The sequence below is a fragment of the Aneurinibacillus migulanus genome, from assembly GCF_001274715.1.
Taxonomy (GTDB): Bacteria; Bacillota; Bacilli; order Aneurinibacillales; family Aneurinibacillaceae; genus Aneurinibacillus; species Aneurinibacillus migulanus.
On sequence record NZ_LGUG01000002.1, the window covers coordinates 133,143 to 147,666 of the forward strand.

Here is a 14,524-nt window from a genome sequence, read left to right on the forward strand (position 1 = left end):
TTATTTATTCTTTACTTAATCGCATATCGCCCGCGTTCTCCATCTTAGAAATATTCTGTACTTCCCCGGATGGTGACGGTTTTGCGGGTATTTTTGCTTTGCCCATATATGGTGTATCCTCTACATGCCTGTGGCCCATCGGCTCCTGATGCCCATAGCGGCGAAATTTGTTTTCACCCATATTATTCTCTCCTTTACTGTATGATTTACACAACTATATTTTTTGCCGCTATGTTCGGACCTATACTTTTACGAGTTATTTTTGCTTAAGTTCCTCGATTACTTTCTGACGGAATTTCTCATCGCGCAGCAAAAGCAGTTCAAACTCATTCAGCGCAGCGGTAAGCCTGTCACTTTCCTTCGCTTGCAAATCATTAAAGAACACCGCAAGCTCTGTCTTCGCTCCTTGTTTGTCGGTCGCATACATTGCATCCGTTAGAATGTAGGCCGTAGAACCACCTTTCTTGCCGGCATGAAGAAGCCATTGCTGGTTGGCTGGATTTTGCATAATTCCTTCCATTACAGGATGAAGATATTGTTGAACTTCCTTTGAAAAATACGAGCGACTGTTTATTTTTTGCATCAATTCCGCGTACTCTTTTGCCGTGGCCGCAGGGAAGCGATCGGAGTTCATCTTATCGAGTTCACTGTCATACCACTTTTCGATTTCTGCTTGTTTTTTATATGATCCATCCTTGTCTTTACTAAGTTTCTCATGAATTCGCCAGGCATGCTCACGCCACTCCTCTGCACTCATAGAGCGCATTTTTTCTTTCACTTTCGGCAGCGCTTCTTTTTCCGATAGCCCCAGATAATCTGATGACATAATTTCATAAGGAAGTAATAATGAAGAGACAAAAGGATATATCGACTCATGATGGCGTAATTCCAATTCGGCAAGAACTTGTTCGAGTCTGTCCCGGCCTAACTTCTCCATCAAGTACTCTGTGTTAGCATTCGAACTGTATTGTATCATCCCTTTTGCTACTTCTTCTAAAGGAACCGCGCCGTTCTTCGCCACTCCACCCTCCTCAACTGATTTGCGCCATGCAGGATGCGCACCTCCATCAAGATTGGGAAGATAATACTTTTCTAACTCCTTCAGTGGTACACTCTCTTTCGGGTTCATCTTTCCTTCCGCGGATTGTTTAGCATATTCGATCGCAAGAACCGTTTTTACCGCACTGGCAAGCGGCATCATCTGTTCAGAATGAGATGTGGCGGCTACTTCTCCATTTCGGATATAATGAAGCGAAGCACGCTCGGGGTTCTCCTTAATAAAGGAAAGCATAGCATCAGGAGTAGAAGCTTTTTTTGAGAACACATAACTCCCGATTCCCAGAACGATACTTATAAGCGCAATGGCACCCAACAACAAGCGTTTCAATGCAAACCCTCCTTCTGCCTTTTACAGCCTATACGAAAGCGCTTTTCACTTCGTTTCATTTTTTCTTTCTATGCAGGCAAAAGGAACTACAGGAATTTTTTTGATTTTCACGAATTCATTTATATACTCATCAGCCAAAGGAGGCGCGCATGAAGCATCTTGTTGTACTTCTAACCACTTTTCTTCTTACTTACCACGCGTCAGCAGAGGTGGCTACTATTCACGCGATCAAAAGCAATATGCCAAAGGCTACTAAAGCGTCTTCCGCTTCTTCTATCCCCATCCTCATTAGCGGGGACAAAAAATTTATAAATCAGACAAATGCCGCTTTAAACTTGTTAAAAAGCAAAGCACCATCTGATTATGCTATGGTCATTACCTATATCGGAAAAATACAGCAGCACAACTTCAGCGGTATGGCAGCATATGAAACGCCTCCCACCTACAAAGTAGGCACAACAGCAAATGCTTCCGTAACGTGGTACGCCAGCACCATTGTGCATGACGCTTACCATTCTAAGCTTTATCACGACTACCTCTATACATACAAAGAAGCTGTACCCGACGAAGTCTGGACAGGAATGGACGCGGAGATGAAATGCCTTGAGGCTCAGATCCAAACGCTTATACACATGAAAGCACCAAAAATGGAAATCGATCACGCTATCTCTCTGCGTGGTACAAACTGGTGGGACTTGAATGAAGATGGTATCTACGATGCTGAGGATGAAAAGTTAAGGGATTGGTAAAGGAATTTATGTTAAAATAAAATAGCAACTACATTTGATTTTAGAAAGGATACAGATACGTGATTGGCCCTTTACTTAAAACACTCCTTACGCTGCTACCTCAGAATGCGATTTCCCGCCTGGTCGGGCGCGCAGGTCGTTCAAAGGTCAGCAAGCGATTTATCAAGCCATACATCTCTTTTTTCCAAATTAATACTGACGAAATCGAGCAGCCTGTCTCAGCGTATCCACACCTAACCGCCTTCTTTACCCGTAAATTAAAAGAAGAAGCACGCCCTGTTTGTCCGCTCCCTGATGCACTAATTAGCCCTGTAGACGGGAAAGTGGCGCAGGCCGGTCGAATCCATAAAGGAACACTCATTCAAGCAAAAAACATTGACTATACAGTTGGTCAGCTGCTTGGCTGTTCGAATGAGGAAGCGGAACGCTTCGAAAACGGGATTTTTCTGACTATTTACTTGAGTCCACGTGACTACCATCGTATTCATATGCCAGTTGACGGAAATGTAACGCATTTGACTTACATTCCTGGCCGATTATTTCCGGTTAACAATATCGGTGTCTATCATGTGCCTGGTTTATTTACGAAAAACGAACGGCTTATTACCTATTCGCATACATCCGCTGGTCAAATGGCCCTCGTAAAAGTAGGCGCATTTATTGTAGGCAGTGTGAAAGTCGGATATGGGGAGCATACAACAAATGTGAAAAAAGGCAAAATGTATTCCGTGGACTTGCCTGAAGCTCCACATTATCAAAAAGGGGAAGAGATAGGCTTATTCGAATTCGGTTCTACAGTAATTCTGTTATTCGAAAAAGACAGTGTTACTCTTGAGGATCACATTCAAGAGGGCACAGCCGTAAAATATGGGGAACGTATTGGCACCGTCAGGAATACGAAAGCCTCTATATAAGAAAATCCCCAGTAGTAAAAAGGCAAGAGAAAGGACCTGAAGAATGCGGAAATACTTTATTTCGCATTTCCTTAGCCCATATCTCTTGCCTCTTTTTTTAATGCGGAGCTATTTGCCTTCAGGCGAAGATAGCGTCCATACCTGTGCATCACCCACAAATGAGCAAGCGCCTGTGTCATACTATATAAAAACCACGGAAGCTTCGGGATGAATTCATGAATGGCTACCATTACATACTGTCCATTCAACACCTCCCTGAATTCAAGCCTTCCTCTGCGTGATGTGTTATCGTCATGCGCCAGCAGTCCGCCGGTAATATAATACAACACGCGATCATCTGTACTCCGCTCCGCAGAATATGTCAACTCAAGCAACGGCTTTTTCATTCCGAATAACAAAAAATGCAGCCGTTCGTCCATCTCCTCTACCTTGATAAATGGCTTTAGATTACGTGGCAACCACTGTGCATAATCTTTACTGGTCCATGCGGCACTCCGACCTTTCGGTAGTACTAGCCGCTGCACCGAACGGACATTGCTTACGAAAGGATGCGCCTTTGTTTTTCCTTCTTTTGTTTGCTTTTCTTCAAGCGCAATACGAACCGACTCCTCAAATGTCAGTCCTGAAACCCCTATTTCCTCCTGTAGCCATCGTCTCCTGGCAACAAGTGAATGTGTAAGACTTCCGACAATAGGTTTAACCAATTTTAGCGAAACGTCCGCCACCAACGCAATCCACAAGCTTGACATTGTCGCCATAAAAAGCGGAATCGGATACAAATGACGCTTTCTGCCCATGATCCTGGCAGTTTTAAGAATCATCTCATTGTATGTTAGCGTATCCGGTCCTCCTACATCGATCGATTGTCCGTATGCTTTCTTCCGACCGATACAGGCGGCAAGCAATGCCACAACATCCTGTAACGCAATCGGATGTGTCTTTGATGACATCCAGCTAGGACAAATCATAACCGGCAGGTTGCGGATGAGACGGGAAATCAGGTGAAACGATAAACCGTTAGCACCGACTACAATACCAGCACGCAGCACGGTCACCGGTACACCATGCGAACGAAGCGTTTCTTCAACTTCGAGGCGACTGTACAGATGGCTGGACGAACCATCCACTTCTTCCGGAATCAATCCACCAAGATAGATGATTTGTTTTACACCCGCTTTTTTGGCTGCACGGGCAAAGTTGTCAGCCAGAATGATATCCATATCTTGAAATTTTCCCTGTGTTAGACGCGCGGATGGCACCATCGAATGCACAAGATAAAATGCATAATCCGCACCTTGAAGCCCTTTCTCTATCTCCAACAAGGAGAATAAATCAGCTCTGCGCCACTCTAAACTCGGTCGTCCGTCCACCGCTACTGCCTCACTCCTTCTCTCGCTCCGTGTTAGCCCAATTACGTAATAGTCCGGCAGCAGACGCGCCAGTAGCGCCTTACCGACAAAACCGTTGGCTCCGGCAATAGCAACAGTAGGTCGATTGGCTGACTGATTTGCTGTCATGCGTCACACCTCCTTTTCACTTTCTTTCCCGCTTTTTACTTTATCCCGGTCCAACGGGCAGTAAACCTCTTCTCTGAGGGAAGTTTTATTTTATGTATCATATGTTTGCGCAATAATTGTATAAGCATTATATAATAGATCTTTTTTACTGATTATACATATTTTGTTTCGTAATAAGAACGGATGGGAAATGCATAACTGTACCGGTTAAACAAACCGATTCCAACTAAAAAAGGAGAGATGTTTATCATGGCACGTAACAACAAGAACAACAATATGAGCATGGAAGAAAGAGGCCGTAAAGGCGGAGAAGCAACAGCTCGTTCCCATGACAAAGATTTCTATGAAGAAATCGGGCGCAAAGGTGGAGAAGCAACAGCTCGTTCCCACGACAGAGATTTCTATGAAGAAATCGGGCGCAAAGGTGGAGAAGCAACGGCAAATTCCCATGACGAGGATTTTTACGAAGAAATCGGGCGCAAAGGCGGAGAAGCAACGGCTCGTTCCCATGACAAAGATTTCTACGAAGAAATCGGACGCAAAGGCGGAAATGCTCGTCAGAATAATAATAACAACAATAAATAAAAAGGAAGCGTAGGAAAAGCCCTCCTACTGCTCCCATCAAAAAAACTCTGGAGAGCCCGTCCTACGGGCTCTCTTTCATTTTAGTCATAATTAAATGGATAAACAAGGGCCGTTTCTAGCAAAAAATTACCTTTGTAGCCTTCAAAAACCGGTAGGAATATGCGAAGATGATGATAAGGACTATGAAAGAAAGGAAGCATCAATAGATGAACAGATGGTTGCAATCGCCAATGCGAATTAAGCGCATTTATATTCTTATCGGAGGCAGCGCAATCGTGTTGATTATTGCCCTCACACTTGCCTCTTTATTTATGAAATCGGGCGACACTACTTCTAACGGGCAAACGACTGCGCATGTTTCTCCACCACAGAAGGAAACCGGGACTTCTGAGAATGACGGGAATGAAGTCGTCCAGGTGCCGTTGGGTAAAACACTGGATGAAGCAAAAGCGGAAGGTCTTTATTTTGAATCGGAAACAAAACGTACCTCTTCGTCGAATAACACATATCGCAACACCGAGACTGGCGAACGTCAAACAGGGGGAACTTCATCTGGCAACCGTCCTGCACAAAGTAATGATCTTACTGCAGTTTCCGGCGAAGGACTTGATGCCAATACGGTGAGTCAATTGCGCAGCCACGGCATACGAGAAGGAGATTTGTCAAAAATCGATCGCATGGTAGCAGACGGTTTCGATCCGAAAGAAATCGCCCAATCCTTACGCAAGAACGGAAATCCGAATTTGGCCTCCGTAATGGAGCAGGTACCACGCAAGCCCAAGAAGGAAGACAAAACGGAGAAAAAAGAAAAAGATAAAGATAAAGAAACCCAGAAAACCCCTGCTGGAGACAAGAAAGAAGACAAAAAGAACGACGATGAACAAAAACAAACCGATAAAGAAGACACGGATGACTAACGTGTGTTCACGACAAAACCTGGCACTTTCGTCAGGTTTTTCGTTTTATTTTCATAGCTTTTATTCTGACGCTAAGGACCTCCTTTCTCCTTTCCTTCCTAGTTAATGCTTTTGACTCATCTTATAATCATATTTCTACTATTAAAATAGAATAAATATTGTTAAATAACTGTTTTTAAGGAATTTTTTTCTTGGGGAGCTATTTATATGTACGATATCCCGTTCACTTTACTTTTCAGCCTTCTCTCTATCCTCTCTGCCTATGCTTTCTTCGATGTAGCAGGAAGGATTGTATTAAAGCGCGGCTACCTATTCTTATTATGGATCGCCTGTGGCGCAATAGCTACTGGGACTGGTATATGGTCCGTATATTTCATTGGAATGCTGACCTTTCATCTGCCTGTATCGATGGCATTTAATTTACTGATGATTTTTCTTGCAATGTTTACCGCCATTGCAGGGACAGGAGCGGCCCTTTTTATTCTGGTGCAACACTCCTTCACTTATTCTTTATTATTCACAAGCGCCCTATGCCTGGGAACTACTATGGTTTCCATGCATCAAGCTATCATAGCAGCAATGAATACGCAGATTATCATCCATCATAACTATACTTTGCTCGTCCTATCTTTTTGCATCGCGGTTCTTTTTTCATTTGTTGCACTACACATTGTTTTTTCTAAGCATAAGAAAATTAGTGATACCAGCACCTTACGCAAGCTTGCAGGAAGTGGCCTTCTCGGATTGGCTATCTTAGGAATGCACTATACAGCCATGGCATCGACCACCTTTATCACTGCCGACAATACAACGGTTCCATTCATCCTGAATCATTCGTTGCTTGCTTCATGTGTCGGTATTATGAGCCTTATGATTGCATTATTGACGATTGCAGGAGCATTTCTTGACCGCTGTTATGTTATTCAATTGCAATATATTTTTGATACGCTTGACGTCTCTCTCTGGACGAGAGATATACAGAACGACCAGATGATTACCTGTTCTCCTGGCACGGAAAAAGTCTACGGAATTCCTGCCGAAGCCTTTATGAAAGACAAACGCTTATGGAAGCAACTCATTTATCCAGGAGATGAAGCTTTTATTAAAGAAACGGAAACAAATTTGCTTGCTGGTAAACCAGCGACGCGTGAATACAGGATTATAGACGGAAATGGAAAAGTAAAATGGCTACATGAACGTATCATCCCTACTACGGACCGTACAGGAACGCTGCTTCGCTTTGACGGCGTAACCCTTGATATTACGCAACGTAAGCTGGCGGAACAAACAGTGCGGGAAGAGCGAAATTTTAGTCAGGCCATTCTGGATACAACCGAAGCATTAATCGTTGTCGTTGATATCCAGGGACGCATCGTTCAATTTAACCGTGCCTGTGAAGCGCTATCCGGATACTCGTTTGCTGAAGTTCTCCATCAGCCTTTCTGGGAGACTCGTTTGTTTGAAAACCTGGACAATCAGGATATGCGTACTATATTCCATAACACTCTGTCCGGCTGCTTTACGCCCCGAACAGAACAATATTGGCGCACGAAACACGGCACAAGGCGCCTCATTTCCTGGAATCTTTCGCTGATACGAAATACGCATGGTTCGATTACTCATATCATGGGAGCCGGGATCGATATTACAGAGCTTCGCCTAACTGAAGAACTTCTGCGCAAATCGGAGAAACTATCTGTGGCCGGACAGTTAGCTGCAGGCGTAGCACATGAAATCCGCAATCCGCTTACCACCTTGAAAGGCTTCCTACAACTCCTCTATGATTCGACAGAAGAGAAGTTTTACTTCGACATCATGCTCAAGGAACTTCATCGAATCGAGAGTATTACTAGTGAGTTTCTGTTATTGGCCAAGCCCGAAGCGGTGAATTTTCAAGCGAAGAATGTTATCTCTCTGCTCGATGATGTCGTTTCACTCGCTGCCACCCAGGCTATTATGAAGAATATTACGATTATTACTGACTACGCTCTGGATATAGGAGTAATATATTGTGAGGAAAACCGTCTGAAACAAGTTTTTATCCATCTTCTGCAAAATGCAATGGAGGCGATGCCGAACAGCGGAGAGATTACGCTGCAGGCCAGGATGGCGGATGAACGGCATGTTCTGATTAGCATAAAAGATCAAGGATATGGCATAGAGCCGGAACGCTTAGCCAAACTGGGCGAGCCTTTCTACACGACCAAAGAAAAAGGAACCGGACTCGGCTTAATGATCAGCTATAAAATTATCGAAAGCCATGAGGGAACGATAAAAGTTGAAAGCAACGTCGGGAAAGGAACGAGCGTACATGTACTCCTTCCTGCGCATCCACTTACTTCCGTAAAGAAATAACTTCCTCTTCCGTTATTTGTCTATTCAGAATTATAAGTTTAAAATGAAAGAAAACATAATGAGGTGAAGAGCATGGAAGATACATACCAGGATATTAGTATGCTACGTGAATATGTTACCCTGCAAGGCATTACCCTTTCCGTTTGGGTTTACTATATAGATGGCATGCTGGTAGACACAGGCTCGAAAACGATTTCGGCCCAGGTACAAGCCTTTACGGAGAAATATCGGCCCGAACAGGTTCTTATCACCCATCTACACGAAGACCACTATGGTATGGCTGGATGGATGCAACAGGAAAAGGGACTTCCCGTCTATATTCACCCAATGTCTGTACAGAGTGCTGTCCACCCCCCTGTACTGCCACGTTACAGAGAGTTATTCTGGGGAAATCCGGCATCATTTTATCCGCAGCCACTAGGAGCAGAACATGAGACAAATCGTTACCGTTTTCATGTAATTGAGACACCAGGACATGCTTCAGACCATGTTGCTTTATTTGATGCGGAAAATGGTCGATTGTTCTCAGGCGATTTATTCCTGGGTTCTAAAGTGAAAATTTGTATGCGTGGTGAATCTATGCCTGCATTAATGGATTCGGTTCGGCGTGTGCTTGAGCTTGATTTCGATACGCTGTTCTGTGCCCATGCCGGTATCATACCGAATGGAAAGCAACGGCTTAGGGAGAAGCTAAGCCATCTCGAGGAAATAGAACATACCATCAAAGAAAAACACCGACAAGGTTGGAATCTTCGGGAAATTACTCGGTTCTTATATCCCAGAAGGCCCCCCATTTATCATCTATCATATGGTGAATGGTCACCGATTCATATCGTGCACTCTTTCTTTCAGAGCATTTCCCAGCAAAATTATAATGCTTATCCAAAATGAAAAAGAGAGCCCCCCGATGGAGGACTCAAACAAGGGATAAGAGAACCTGATTGAATAGTGGCAAGGGGTTCAACACAATTTTTATTATAGAAGAAGAACGTAAGTATTCTATTGTGCCAACGTTAATTTTCTGTTAAGTTCTGATATTCCCATTCACGATACTTCAGAAGTCTTGCTTTCTATAATAAATCATAGTATCATATTAGTATTTTTGGTATTTTAAGGTGTTTTATGATATTTTTATGGTAAGATGAACTTGTCTAGTTGAATCCCTTTTACTCGCCTTTCCGCCTTGTGTGGAAAGGCACTTTTATGTACCAAAAAAGAAAACAAGGACGTTAATTCTCCTGTACCATCCAGGATAATTAACGTCCTTGATATTTGTATATGGATAATTAATAGGCGTGTTCTTTCTATTTTCTAACCAGGATTGCATGATCGACTTTGATGCATTGATCCATTACCACCGTAATTCCCGCTTCCTGCGCTTTCTTTGCCGCTTCCTCATTATAGATGCCCTGTTGCATCCAAATAACCTTTGGCTTAATTTGAATTGCCTCTTCCACGACAGGCCCCACTTCTTCGCTACGGCGGAATACGTTTACGATATCAACCGGTTCCTGTAATTGTGTCAGCGAGCCAATCGCCTTCTCGCCGAGCGCCTCCTCAATTGTAGGATTGACCGGAATAATTTTGTAGCCTTTGGACTGCATTGCCTGTGATACCATATAGCTTGTGCGTTCCGGTTTATTAGACAGACCGACAACGGCAATCGTCTTTGCGTCCTCAAGAATTTGACGTCGTTCTTCGTTTGTTGGATTGGTAAAAGCCATGGCTTATAGCCTCCCTTTTATGTTTTCTTACACATGTTCGCCATCTGGTGGCATAACACCTTCTTTTATACGGACTTCCGTCTGTCGGCGGATTTTTTTGGTAGGACAATATGTTATTGTTATAATAGAGATAGCATCTATACAAGGAGGACCCCATGGGAAAATTTCTTTTCCTCTATAAATTTCTAACATCTCCGCGCAGCATAGGCAGTATCACGCCAAGCTCTCGCTTTCTGGCTCGCGCGATGGTGAAACCGGTTGATTTCAGCAAAGCAAAGGCGATTGCTGAATTGGGAGCAGGAACCGGAATTTTCACTTCTTATTTAAATCAATATAAATCAAACGACTGTCAGGTAGTCGTTTTTGAAAAAGACGATAAAATGCGGCATCAGCTCGAAGCCACCTATCCTGAACTGCATTATTATAATAATGCTTCCGAAATCCATCAGATAGCAAGCAACCTGGGTATCGAAGGATTCGACTACATTCTCTCTGGCCTTCCATTCGCGAATTTTCCACAGGAGCTTCGCGATAAAATTATGGATGGTGTAGAAAAGTCACTGAAACCAAATGGATTATTTATTGCATTCCAATATTCGCATCAGATGAAGCAACAGCTCACCAAACGTTTTGAACAAATAGACATTGACTTTGTGCCATTCAATATTCCTCCTGCCTTTGTGTACCGCTGCAAGAAACAGGCGCCCTCATCAATTGAACAGGACAGGAAGGCTTATTAGTTCTTAAATGTGAAGTCGTTTTGTTTCCTGAGCACAGAGTTAGTGTATCACACACACCGCCTTCTTATTTCCTACCTCCAGATAAGCATATAAGAAAAATTTGAAAGCATTGCTGCTCTTTTTCGCCTGCTGTACCATACACTCCACATGAATAAAGGATATATCGCTTTTCCATCCTACAACGACATATCCTTTATTTCCCATTAAAAAAACCGATCCGGTTTGGATCGGTTTTTTATGCATGTCTTACGCGTTCAATTTTTCTTTTGCAGCGTTTGCCAATTGCGTAAACGCTTCTTTGTCGTTTACAGCCATGTCAGCAAGCATTTTGCGGTTTACTTCAAGACCAGCTGCTTTCAGACCGTACATGAAACGGCTGTAAGAAAGACCGTTCATACGTGCTGCCGCGTTGATACGAGTGATCCACAGTTTGCGGAAATCACGCTTTACCTGACGACGGTCACGGTATGCGTACAGCAGGGATTTCATAACTTGTGCATTTGCAGATTTAAATAAACGGTGTTTGGAACCGAAATAACCTTTAGCAAGCTTCAATACTTTTTTACGGCGATTACGCGCCACATTTCCACCTTTAACTCTTGGCATGGATGTTCTCCTCCTAAATCTTCAAATCAAAGAATCGTAATTACTTCATGTATGTCAGCATGGACTCAATGCGTTTTTGGTCGCCGCTCGATACGATTGCGCCTTTGCGCAGGTTACGCTTACGTTTCGGAGATTTTTTCTCCAGAATATGGCTTGTATAAGCATGGGAGCGTTTCAGCTTGCCGCTTCCAGTCTTCTTGAAGCGCTTAGCAGCTCCACGGTGAGTTTTCATTTTTGGCATCGTACAAATCCTCCAATCAAAAATTACTTATCGCTTTTTGGCGCAAGAATCATAATCATGCTGCGCCCTTCCATTTTCGGCTTACGCTCGACAGTCGAGATATTCTCCACTTCTTTCGCCAGCTTCTCCATCACTTGCTGACCGATTTCAGAGTGGGTAATCGCGCGTCCACGGAAGCGAATGGTCAACTTAACTTTATTTCCATTCTCAAGAAACTTCACTGTATTGCGTAGTTTCGTCTGGAAATCATGCTCTTCAATAGTTGGCGACAGACGAACTTCTTTAATGTCAACAACCTTTTGATTTTTACGAGCTTCTTTTTCTTTCTTTTGTTGTTCGTATCTGAACTTACCATAGTCCATGATACGACACACCGGCGGTTTAGCAGTCGGCGCGATGTTCACAAGATCAAGCTCTTTCTCTTGTGCAAGGCGGAGCGCTTCACGAAATGGCACAATGCCGACCTGCTCACCCTCATGATCAATTAAACGAACCTCACGAGCCCGAATATCTTCATTGACTAAATGATCTTTGCTAATAGTCTGCCACCTCCAGATTTTTTTGAACCAAAGCAAAAAATGCGGGCACATTGCGCCCGCATTCTATTCCATAAATACATACTTTCATTATGGATAATACATAGATACCTGAAGACAACACACATGCATCATACAGGTGAGAAGCGGGTGCTCCTGCTTTGGATTCCGTTATATTCTTTACACTTGTAACAGTATATCCCATGAAAGTTGTCCCGTCAAGTTTTCTGCTATAACTTTTTTATTCCGGTCCAACGGGCAGTAAGACTGAGTGTAGTCGCTTTGCTTATGTATAAGCCTGATGACAAAGCTTCATATCTTCTGCATAAGAAATTCCTGTGATTTTCTTTGCTTCTTTTTTAACCCGGGCGGCAATTTCTCGATCAATTCGAACGTTGCCAGGCAACCCTGTCAGCGGGTTGGATACCGCAGCGATTTCCAGCTTTGCTTTTGCAAGCATGTCCAGCAAGCTCTGCACTGTGACTACACCTACATATTTATCTTTTTCGGTAATAATAATGACATCGTATAAATGAAAAGACTGGCGTTCCATCGCGGTTTTTGCAACCAGTTCGATATTTTCACGCCTATCGACAATAAGGGGGCTATGATTCATCAACTGTGACACCGGTTTCTCATAGTACAGTGCAATGCCATATTGTCCACCAAGAATTTTGTATAGTTGAAAACGCATAATAAGCCCTCGGGGGGCCCTATCTTCAAGAACAACAATGCTATCAATTTTTGCGTTTCGCTCAAAAATATGATGTACTTCCCGTACTAATGTATCCTGGCTTACACAAACGGTGCTTCTGATGATATCTCCTATTTTGCCGGACGGTTCTTCAAATAAGTTCATCGAACGCTCCTCCTGCAACTGCCGCAGCTTGTTTATTGCCTGCTCTGTAATAGGTGCGCTATCGCGGCTCGGGCGTCCTAACAAGAATCCTTGTCCGTAATCCACTCCTAGCTTCACCAGCGTCTCCAATTCACTTTCTGTCTCGATGCCTTCACCAATGATGCGGCATTTCACTTTATCAGCGAACTGTACGAACGTTTCAACCAATGCCTGTTTAACCGCATCAGAATCGATGTTGCGAATAAGGGCCATATCAAGCTTAATATAGTCGGGGTAGATTTCGGCGATGGCCTCTAGACTGGAATAGCCAGCGCCCGCGTCATCTACAGCAATCAAATATCCTTTTTTACGGTATGCTTGAATAATAGCGCGAAAAGAAGCGAAATTCTTAATCGCATGCCGTTCTGTAATTTCAAAGACAATATTATGCGGATTCAACTGGTATTGTTCCATTAATTTAAATACTCGTCCACGCAGTAGAAACGGATCGTCAATACTACGCGCATCCAGATTAATGAATAATTTCTCTGATGGACGCAATTGTTCTAGACGCTTTATCGCATAACGGCGGCACAACGATTCTAGCTGGAAGCTTGCGCCCGTTTTTTGCGCGAAAGAGAAAAGACGGCCCGGCGAATGAAAATGGCTGTTCTCCGGTCCACGTACGAGCGTCTCCCAGCCCAGTGGTATCCCTGTTTTCAACGACACAATCGGCTGAATAACCGTGTGAATATCTTCTTGCTCCATAATCCTGCGAAATTCCTGCATCTGTCTGAATTCTTCCGACATAAATCCGCATTTGGCCATCTGACTCGCCAATTTAACGGAAGAGTACATGTCTTTAGCTAGATCCAGCCCTTCAATTTTTGCATATCCGATATGAACTTCGATATTACTAATATGAGAATGTGTAATCTTGCGGTTCAACACCTTCTCCACTTCATGTTTAAGCGTAATGCATATCTGGTGCACCAATGCATCGGTATAATGCTGCTCGAACGAAAGGTAGACAGCATAATCATCAGCCCACAATTTCTGTATAGCAATAAGTCGTGTCGGCGGCGTCAGACTGTGGCGGCAGGCAACCAGCAGTGCCTGATCCATATGCTGTAGAATACGACCGGCTGCCATGTATCCAAACTTCAGTTCGATATCCGATAACCTCATAATATCAAGATATAGCAGCACGACGTGACGACCGGCTGCTAACTCGTTCTCCAACCGTTTTTTGACCTGAACCCGCTGATCGGTATAAACGACCGGGGTTTTTATTTTTCGCAGGTTTTTAAATAATGAAAGCATATGTATTGCCCCTCCTCTTTTCCTCCTTTCATTATGCCAACTTAACGTTAATAGTCCGTAAAATCTATGTAAAAAGACCCTTATATTTTCTT

At 43.5% G+C, this 14,524-nt stretch carries 15 protein-coding genes and 1 other annotated feature; of the genes, 7 read left to right on the forward strand and 8 right to left on the reverse strand.

The features are described from left to right. Positions 1 to 4: 4 nt before the first annotated feature. Positions 5 to 181 (reverse strand): hypothetical protein, encoded by a 177-nt coding sequence (locus AF333_RS33330; RefSeq protein ID WP_158502280.1) that lies wholly within the window; start codon positions 179 to 181, stop codon positions 5 to 7. A gap of 75 nt (positions 182 to 256) precedes the next feature. Further along, positions 257 to 1,387 carry a serine hydrolase gene (locus tag AF333_RS00690; protein WP_043063832.1) on the reverse strand — a complete coding sequence of 377 codons (1,131 nt, stop codon included), beginning with the start codon at positions 1,385 to 1,387 and terminating at the stop codon, positions 257 to 259. A 149-nt stretch (positions 1,388 to 1,536) separates the two neighbouring features. Between AF333_RS00690 and AF333_RS00695 the strand changes: the two genes are divergently transcribed. Both AF333_RS00695 and asd read left to right on the forward strand, forming a co-directional pair. Next, positions 1,537 to 2,136, forward strand: coding sequence for a hypothetical protein (locus tag AF333_RS00695; protein WP_043063831.1), 600 nt, complete (start codon positions 1,537 to 1,539; stop codon positions 2,134 to 2,136). Positions 2,137 to 2,195: 59 nt separating this feature from the next. After that, on the forward strand, positions 2,196 to 3,050 hold the full coding sequence (asd, locus tag AF333_RS00700; protein WP_139188888.1) for an archaetidylserine decarboxylase: 855 nt from the start codon (positions 2,196 to 2,198) through the stop codon (positions 3,048 to 3,050). A gap of 71 nt (positions 3,051 to 3,121) precedes the next feature. Here asd and AF333_RS00705 read toward each other — a convergent pair whose 3' ends face one another. Continuing rightward, positions 3,122 to 4,567 (reverse strand): NAD-dependent epimerase/dehydratase family protein, encoded by a 1,446-nt coding sequence (locus AF333_RS00705; RefSeq protein ID WP_043063830.1) that lies wholly within the window; start codon positions 4,565 to 4,567, stop codon positions 3,122 to 3,124. Between the two features lie 249 nt (positions 4,568 to 4,816). Between AF333_RS00705 and AF333_RS00710 the strand changes: the two genes are divergently transcribed. From AF333_RS00710 to AF333_RS00725, 4 genes are all read left to right on the forward strand, one after another. Then, positions 4,817 to 5,152, forward strand: coding sequence for a KGG domain-containing protein (locus AF333_RS00710; RefSeq protein ID WP_043063829.1), 336 nt, complete (start codon positions 4,817 to 4,819; stop codon positions 5,150 to 5,152). A gap of 206 nt (positions 5,153 to 5,358) precedes the next feature. Continuing rightward, positions 5,359 to 6,069 carry a hypothetical protein gene (locus tag AF333_RS00715; RefSeq protein ID WP_043063828.1) on the forward strand — a complete coding sequence of 237 codons (711 nt, stop codon included), beginning with the start codon at positions 5,359 to 5,361 and terminating at the stop codon, positions 6,067 to 6,069. A gap of 207 nt (positions 6,070 to 6,276) precedes the next feature. Continuing rightward, positions 6,277 to 8,424, forward strand: coding sequence for a PAS domain S-box protein (locus AF333_RS00720; protein ID WP_052811696.1), 2,148 nt, complete (start codon positions 6,277 to 6,279; stop codon positions 8,422 to 8,424). A gap of 72 nt (positions 8,425 to 8,496) precedes the next feature. After that, on the forward strand, positions 8,497 to 9,315 hold the full coding sequence (locus AF333_RS00725; protein ID WP_043063827.1) for an MBL fold metallo-hydrolase: 819 nt from the start codon (positions 8,497 to 8,499) through the stop codon (positions 9,313 to 9,315). A gap of 413 nt (positions 9,316 to 9,728) precedes the next feature. On the opposite strand, the gene AF333_RS00730 is transcribed toward AF333_RS00725, so the two are convergent. Further along, positions 9,729 to 10,148 (reverse strand): CoA-binding protein, encoded by a 420-nt coding sequence (locus tag AF333_RS00730; RefSeq protein ID WP_043063826.1) that lies wholly within the window; start codon positions 10,146 to 10,148, stop codon positions 9,729 to 9,731. Positions 10,149 to 10,303: 155 nt separating this feature from the next. On the opposite strand from AF333_RS00730, the gene AF333_RS00735 reads away from it, so the two are divergent. Beyond that, positions 10,304 to 10,888, forward strand: a complete 585-nt coding sequence (locus AF333_RS00735; RefSeq protein ID WP_043063825.1) for a class I SAM-dependent methyltransferase — start codon at positions 10,304 to 10,306, stop codon at positions 10,886 to 10,888. A gap of 246 nt (positions 10,889 to 11,134) precedes the next feature. Here the strand turns inward: AF333_RS00735 and rplT are convergent, their stop codons facing one another. The 4 genes from rplT to AF333_RS00760 form a co-directional block, all read right to left on the reverse strand. Continuing rightward, on the reverse strand, positions 11,135 to 11,494 hold the full coding sequence (rplT, locus tag AF333_RS00745) for a 50S ribosomal protein L20 (RefSeq protein WP_043063823.1): 360 nt from the start codon (positions 11,492 to 11,494) through the stop codon (positions 11,135 to 11,137). 40 nt (positions 11,495 to 11,534) lie between these two features. After that, complete coding sequence (rpmI, locus tag AF333_RS00750) at positions 11,535 to 11,735, reverse strand: 50S ribosomal protein L35 (protein WP_043063822.1); 201 nt, start codon at positions 11,733 to 11,735, stop codon at positions 11,535 to 11,537. A 23-nt stretch (positions 11,736 to 11,758) separates the two neighbouring features. Next, on the reverse strand, positions 11,759 to 12,325 hold the full coding sequence (gene infC, locus AF333_RS00755) for a translation initiation factor IF-3 (protein WP_074714922.1): 567 nt from the start codon (positions 12,323 to 12,325) through the stop codon (positions 11,759 to 11,761). Then, positions 12,302 to 12,439 (reverse strand) — a sequence feature (ribosomal protein L20 leader region). (Overlaps the previous gene by 24 nt.) A gap of 118 nt (positions 12,440 to 12,557) precedes the next feature. Continuing rightward, positions 12,558 to 14,432, reverse strand: coding sequence for an EAL domain-containing protein (locus tag AF333_RS00760; RefSeq protein WP_052811695.1), 1,875 nt, complete (start codon positions 14,430 to 14,432; stop codon positions 12,558 to 12,560). Positions 14,433 to 14,524 lie beyond the last annotated feature (92 nt).

Bases quoted from the DNA above. Each gene is read 5' to 3' on its own strand.
- AF333_RS33330 (WP_158502280.1), bottom strand. From the start codon at position 181: ATGGGTGAAAACAAATTTCGCCGCTATGGGCATCAGGAGCCGATGGGC.
- AF333_RS00695 (WP_043063831.1), top strand. From the start codon at position 1,537: ATGAAGCATCTTGTTGTACTTCTAACCACTTTTCTTCTTACTTACCAC.
- AF333_RS00705 (WP_043063830.1), bottom strand. From the start codon at position 4,567: ATGACAGCAAATCAGTCAGCCAATCGACCTACTGTTGCTATTGCCGGA.
- AF333_RS00710 (WP_043063829.1), top strand. From the start codon at position 4,817: ATGGCACGTAACAACAAGAACAACAATATGAGCATGGAAGAAAGAGGC.
- AF333_RS00715 (WP_043063828.1), top strand. From the start codon at position 5,359: ATGAACAGATGGTTGCAATCGCCAATGCGAATTAAGCGCATTTATATT.
- AF333_RS00720 (WP_052811696.1), top strand. From the start codon at position 6,277: ATGTACGATATCCCGTTCACTTTACTTTTCAGCCTTCTCTCTATCCTC.
- AF333_RS00725 (WP_043063827.1), top strand. From the start codon at position 8,497: ATGGAAGATACATACCAGGATATTAGTATGCTACGTGAATATGTTACC.
- AF333_RS00730 (WP_043063826.1), bottom strand. From the start codon at position 10,148: ATGGCTTTTACCAATCCAACAAACGAAGAACGACGTCAAATTCTTGAG.
- AF333_RS00735 (WP_043063825.1), top strand. From the start codon at position 10,304: ATGGGAAAATTTCTTTTCCTCTATAAATTTCTAACATCTCCGCGCAGC.
- rplT (WP_043063823.1), bottom strand. From the start codon at position 11,494: ATGCCAAGAGTTAAAGGTGGAAATGTGGCGCGTAATCGCCGTAAAAAA.
- rpmI (WP_043063822.1), bottom strand. From the start codon at position 11,735: ATGCCAAAAATGAAAACTCACCGTGGAGCTGCTAAGCGCTTCAAGAAG.
- infC (WP_074714922.1), bottom strand. From the start codon at position 12,325: ATGTGCCCGCATTTTTTGCTTTGGTTCAAAAAAATCTGGAGGTGGCAG.
- AF333_RS00760 (WP_052811695.1), bottom strand. From the start codon at position 14,432: ATGCTTTCATTATTTAAAAACCTGCGAAAAATAAAAACCCCGGTCGTT.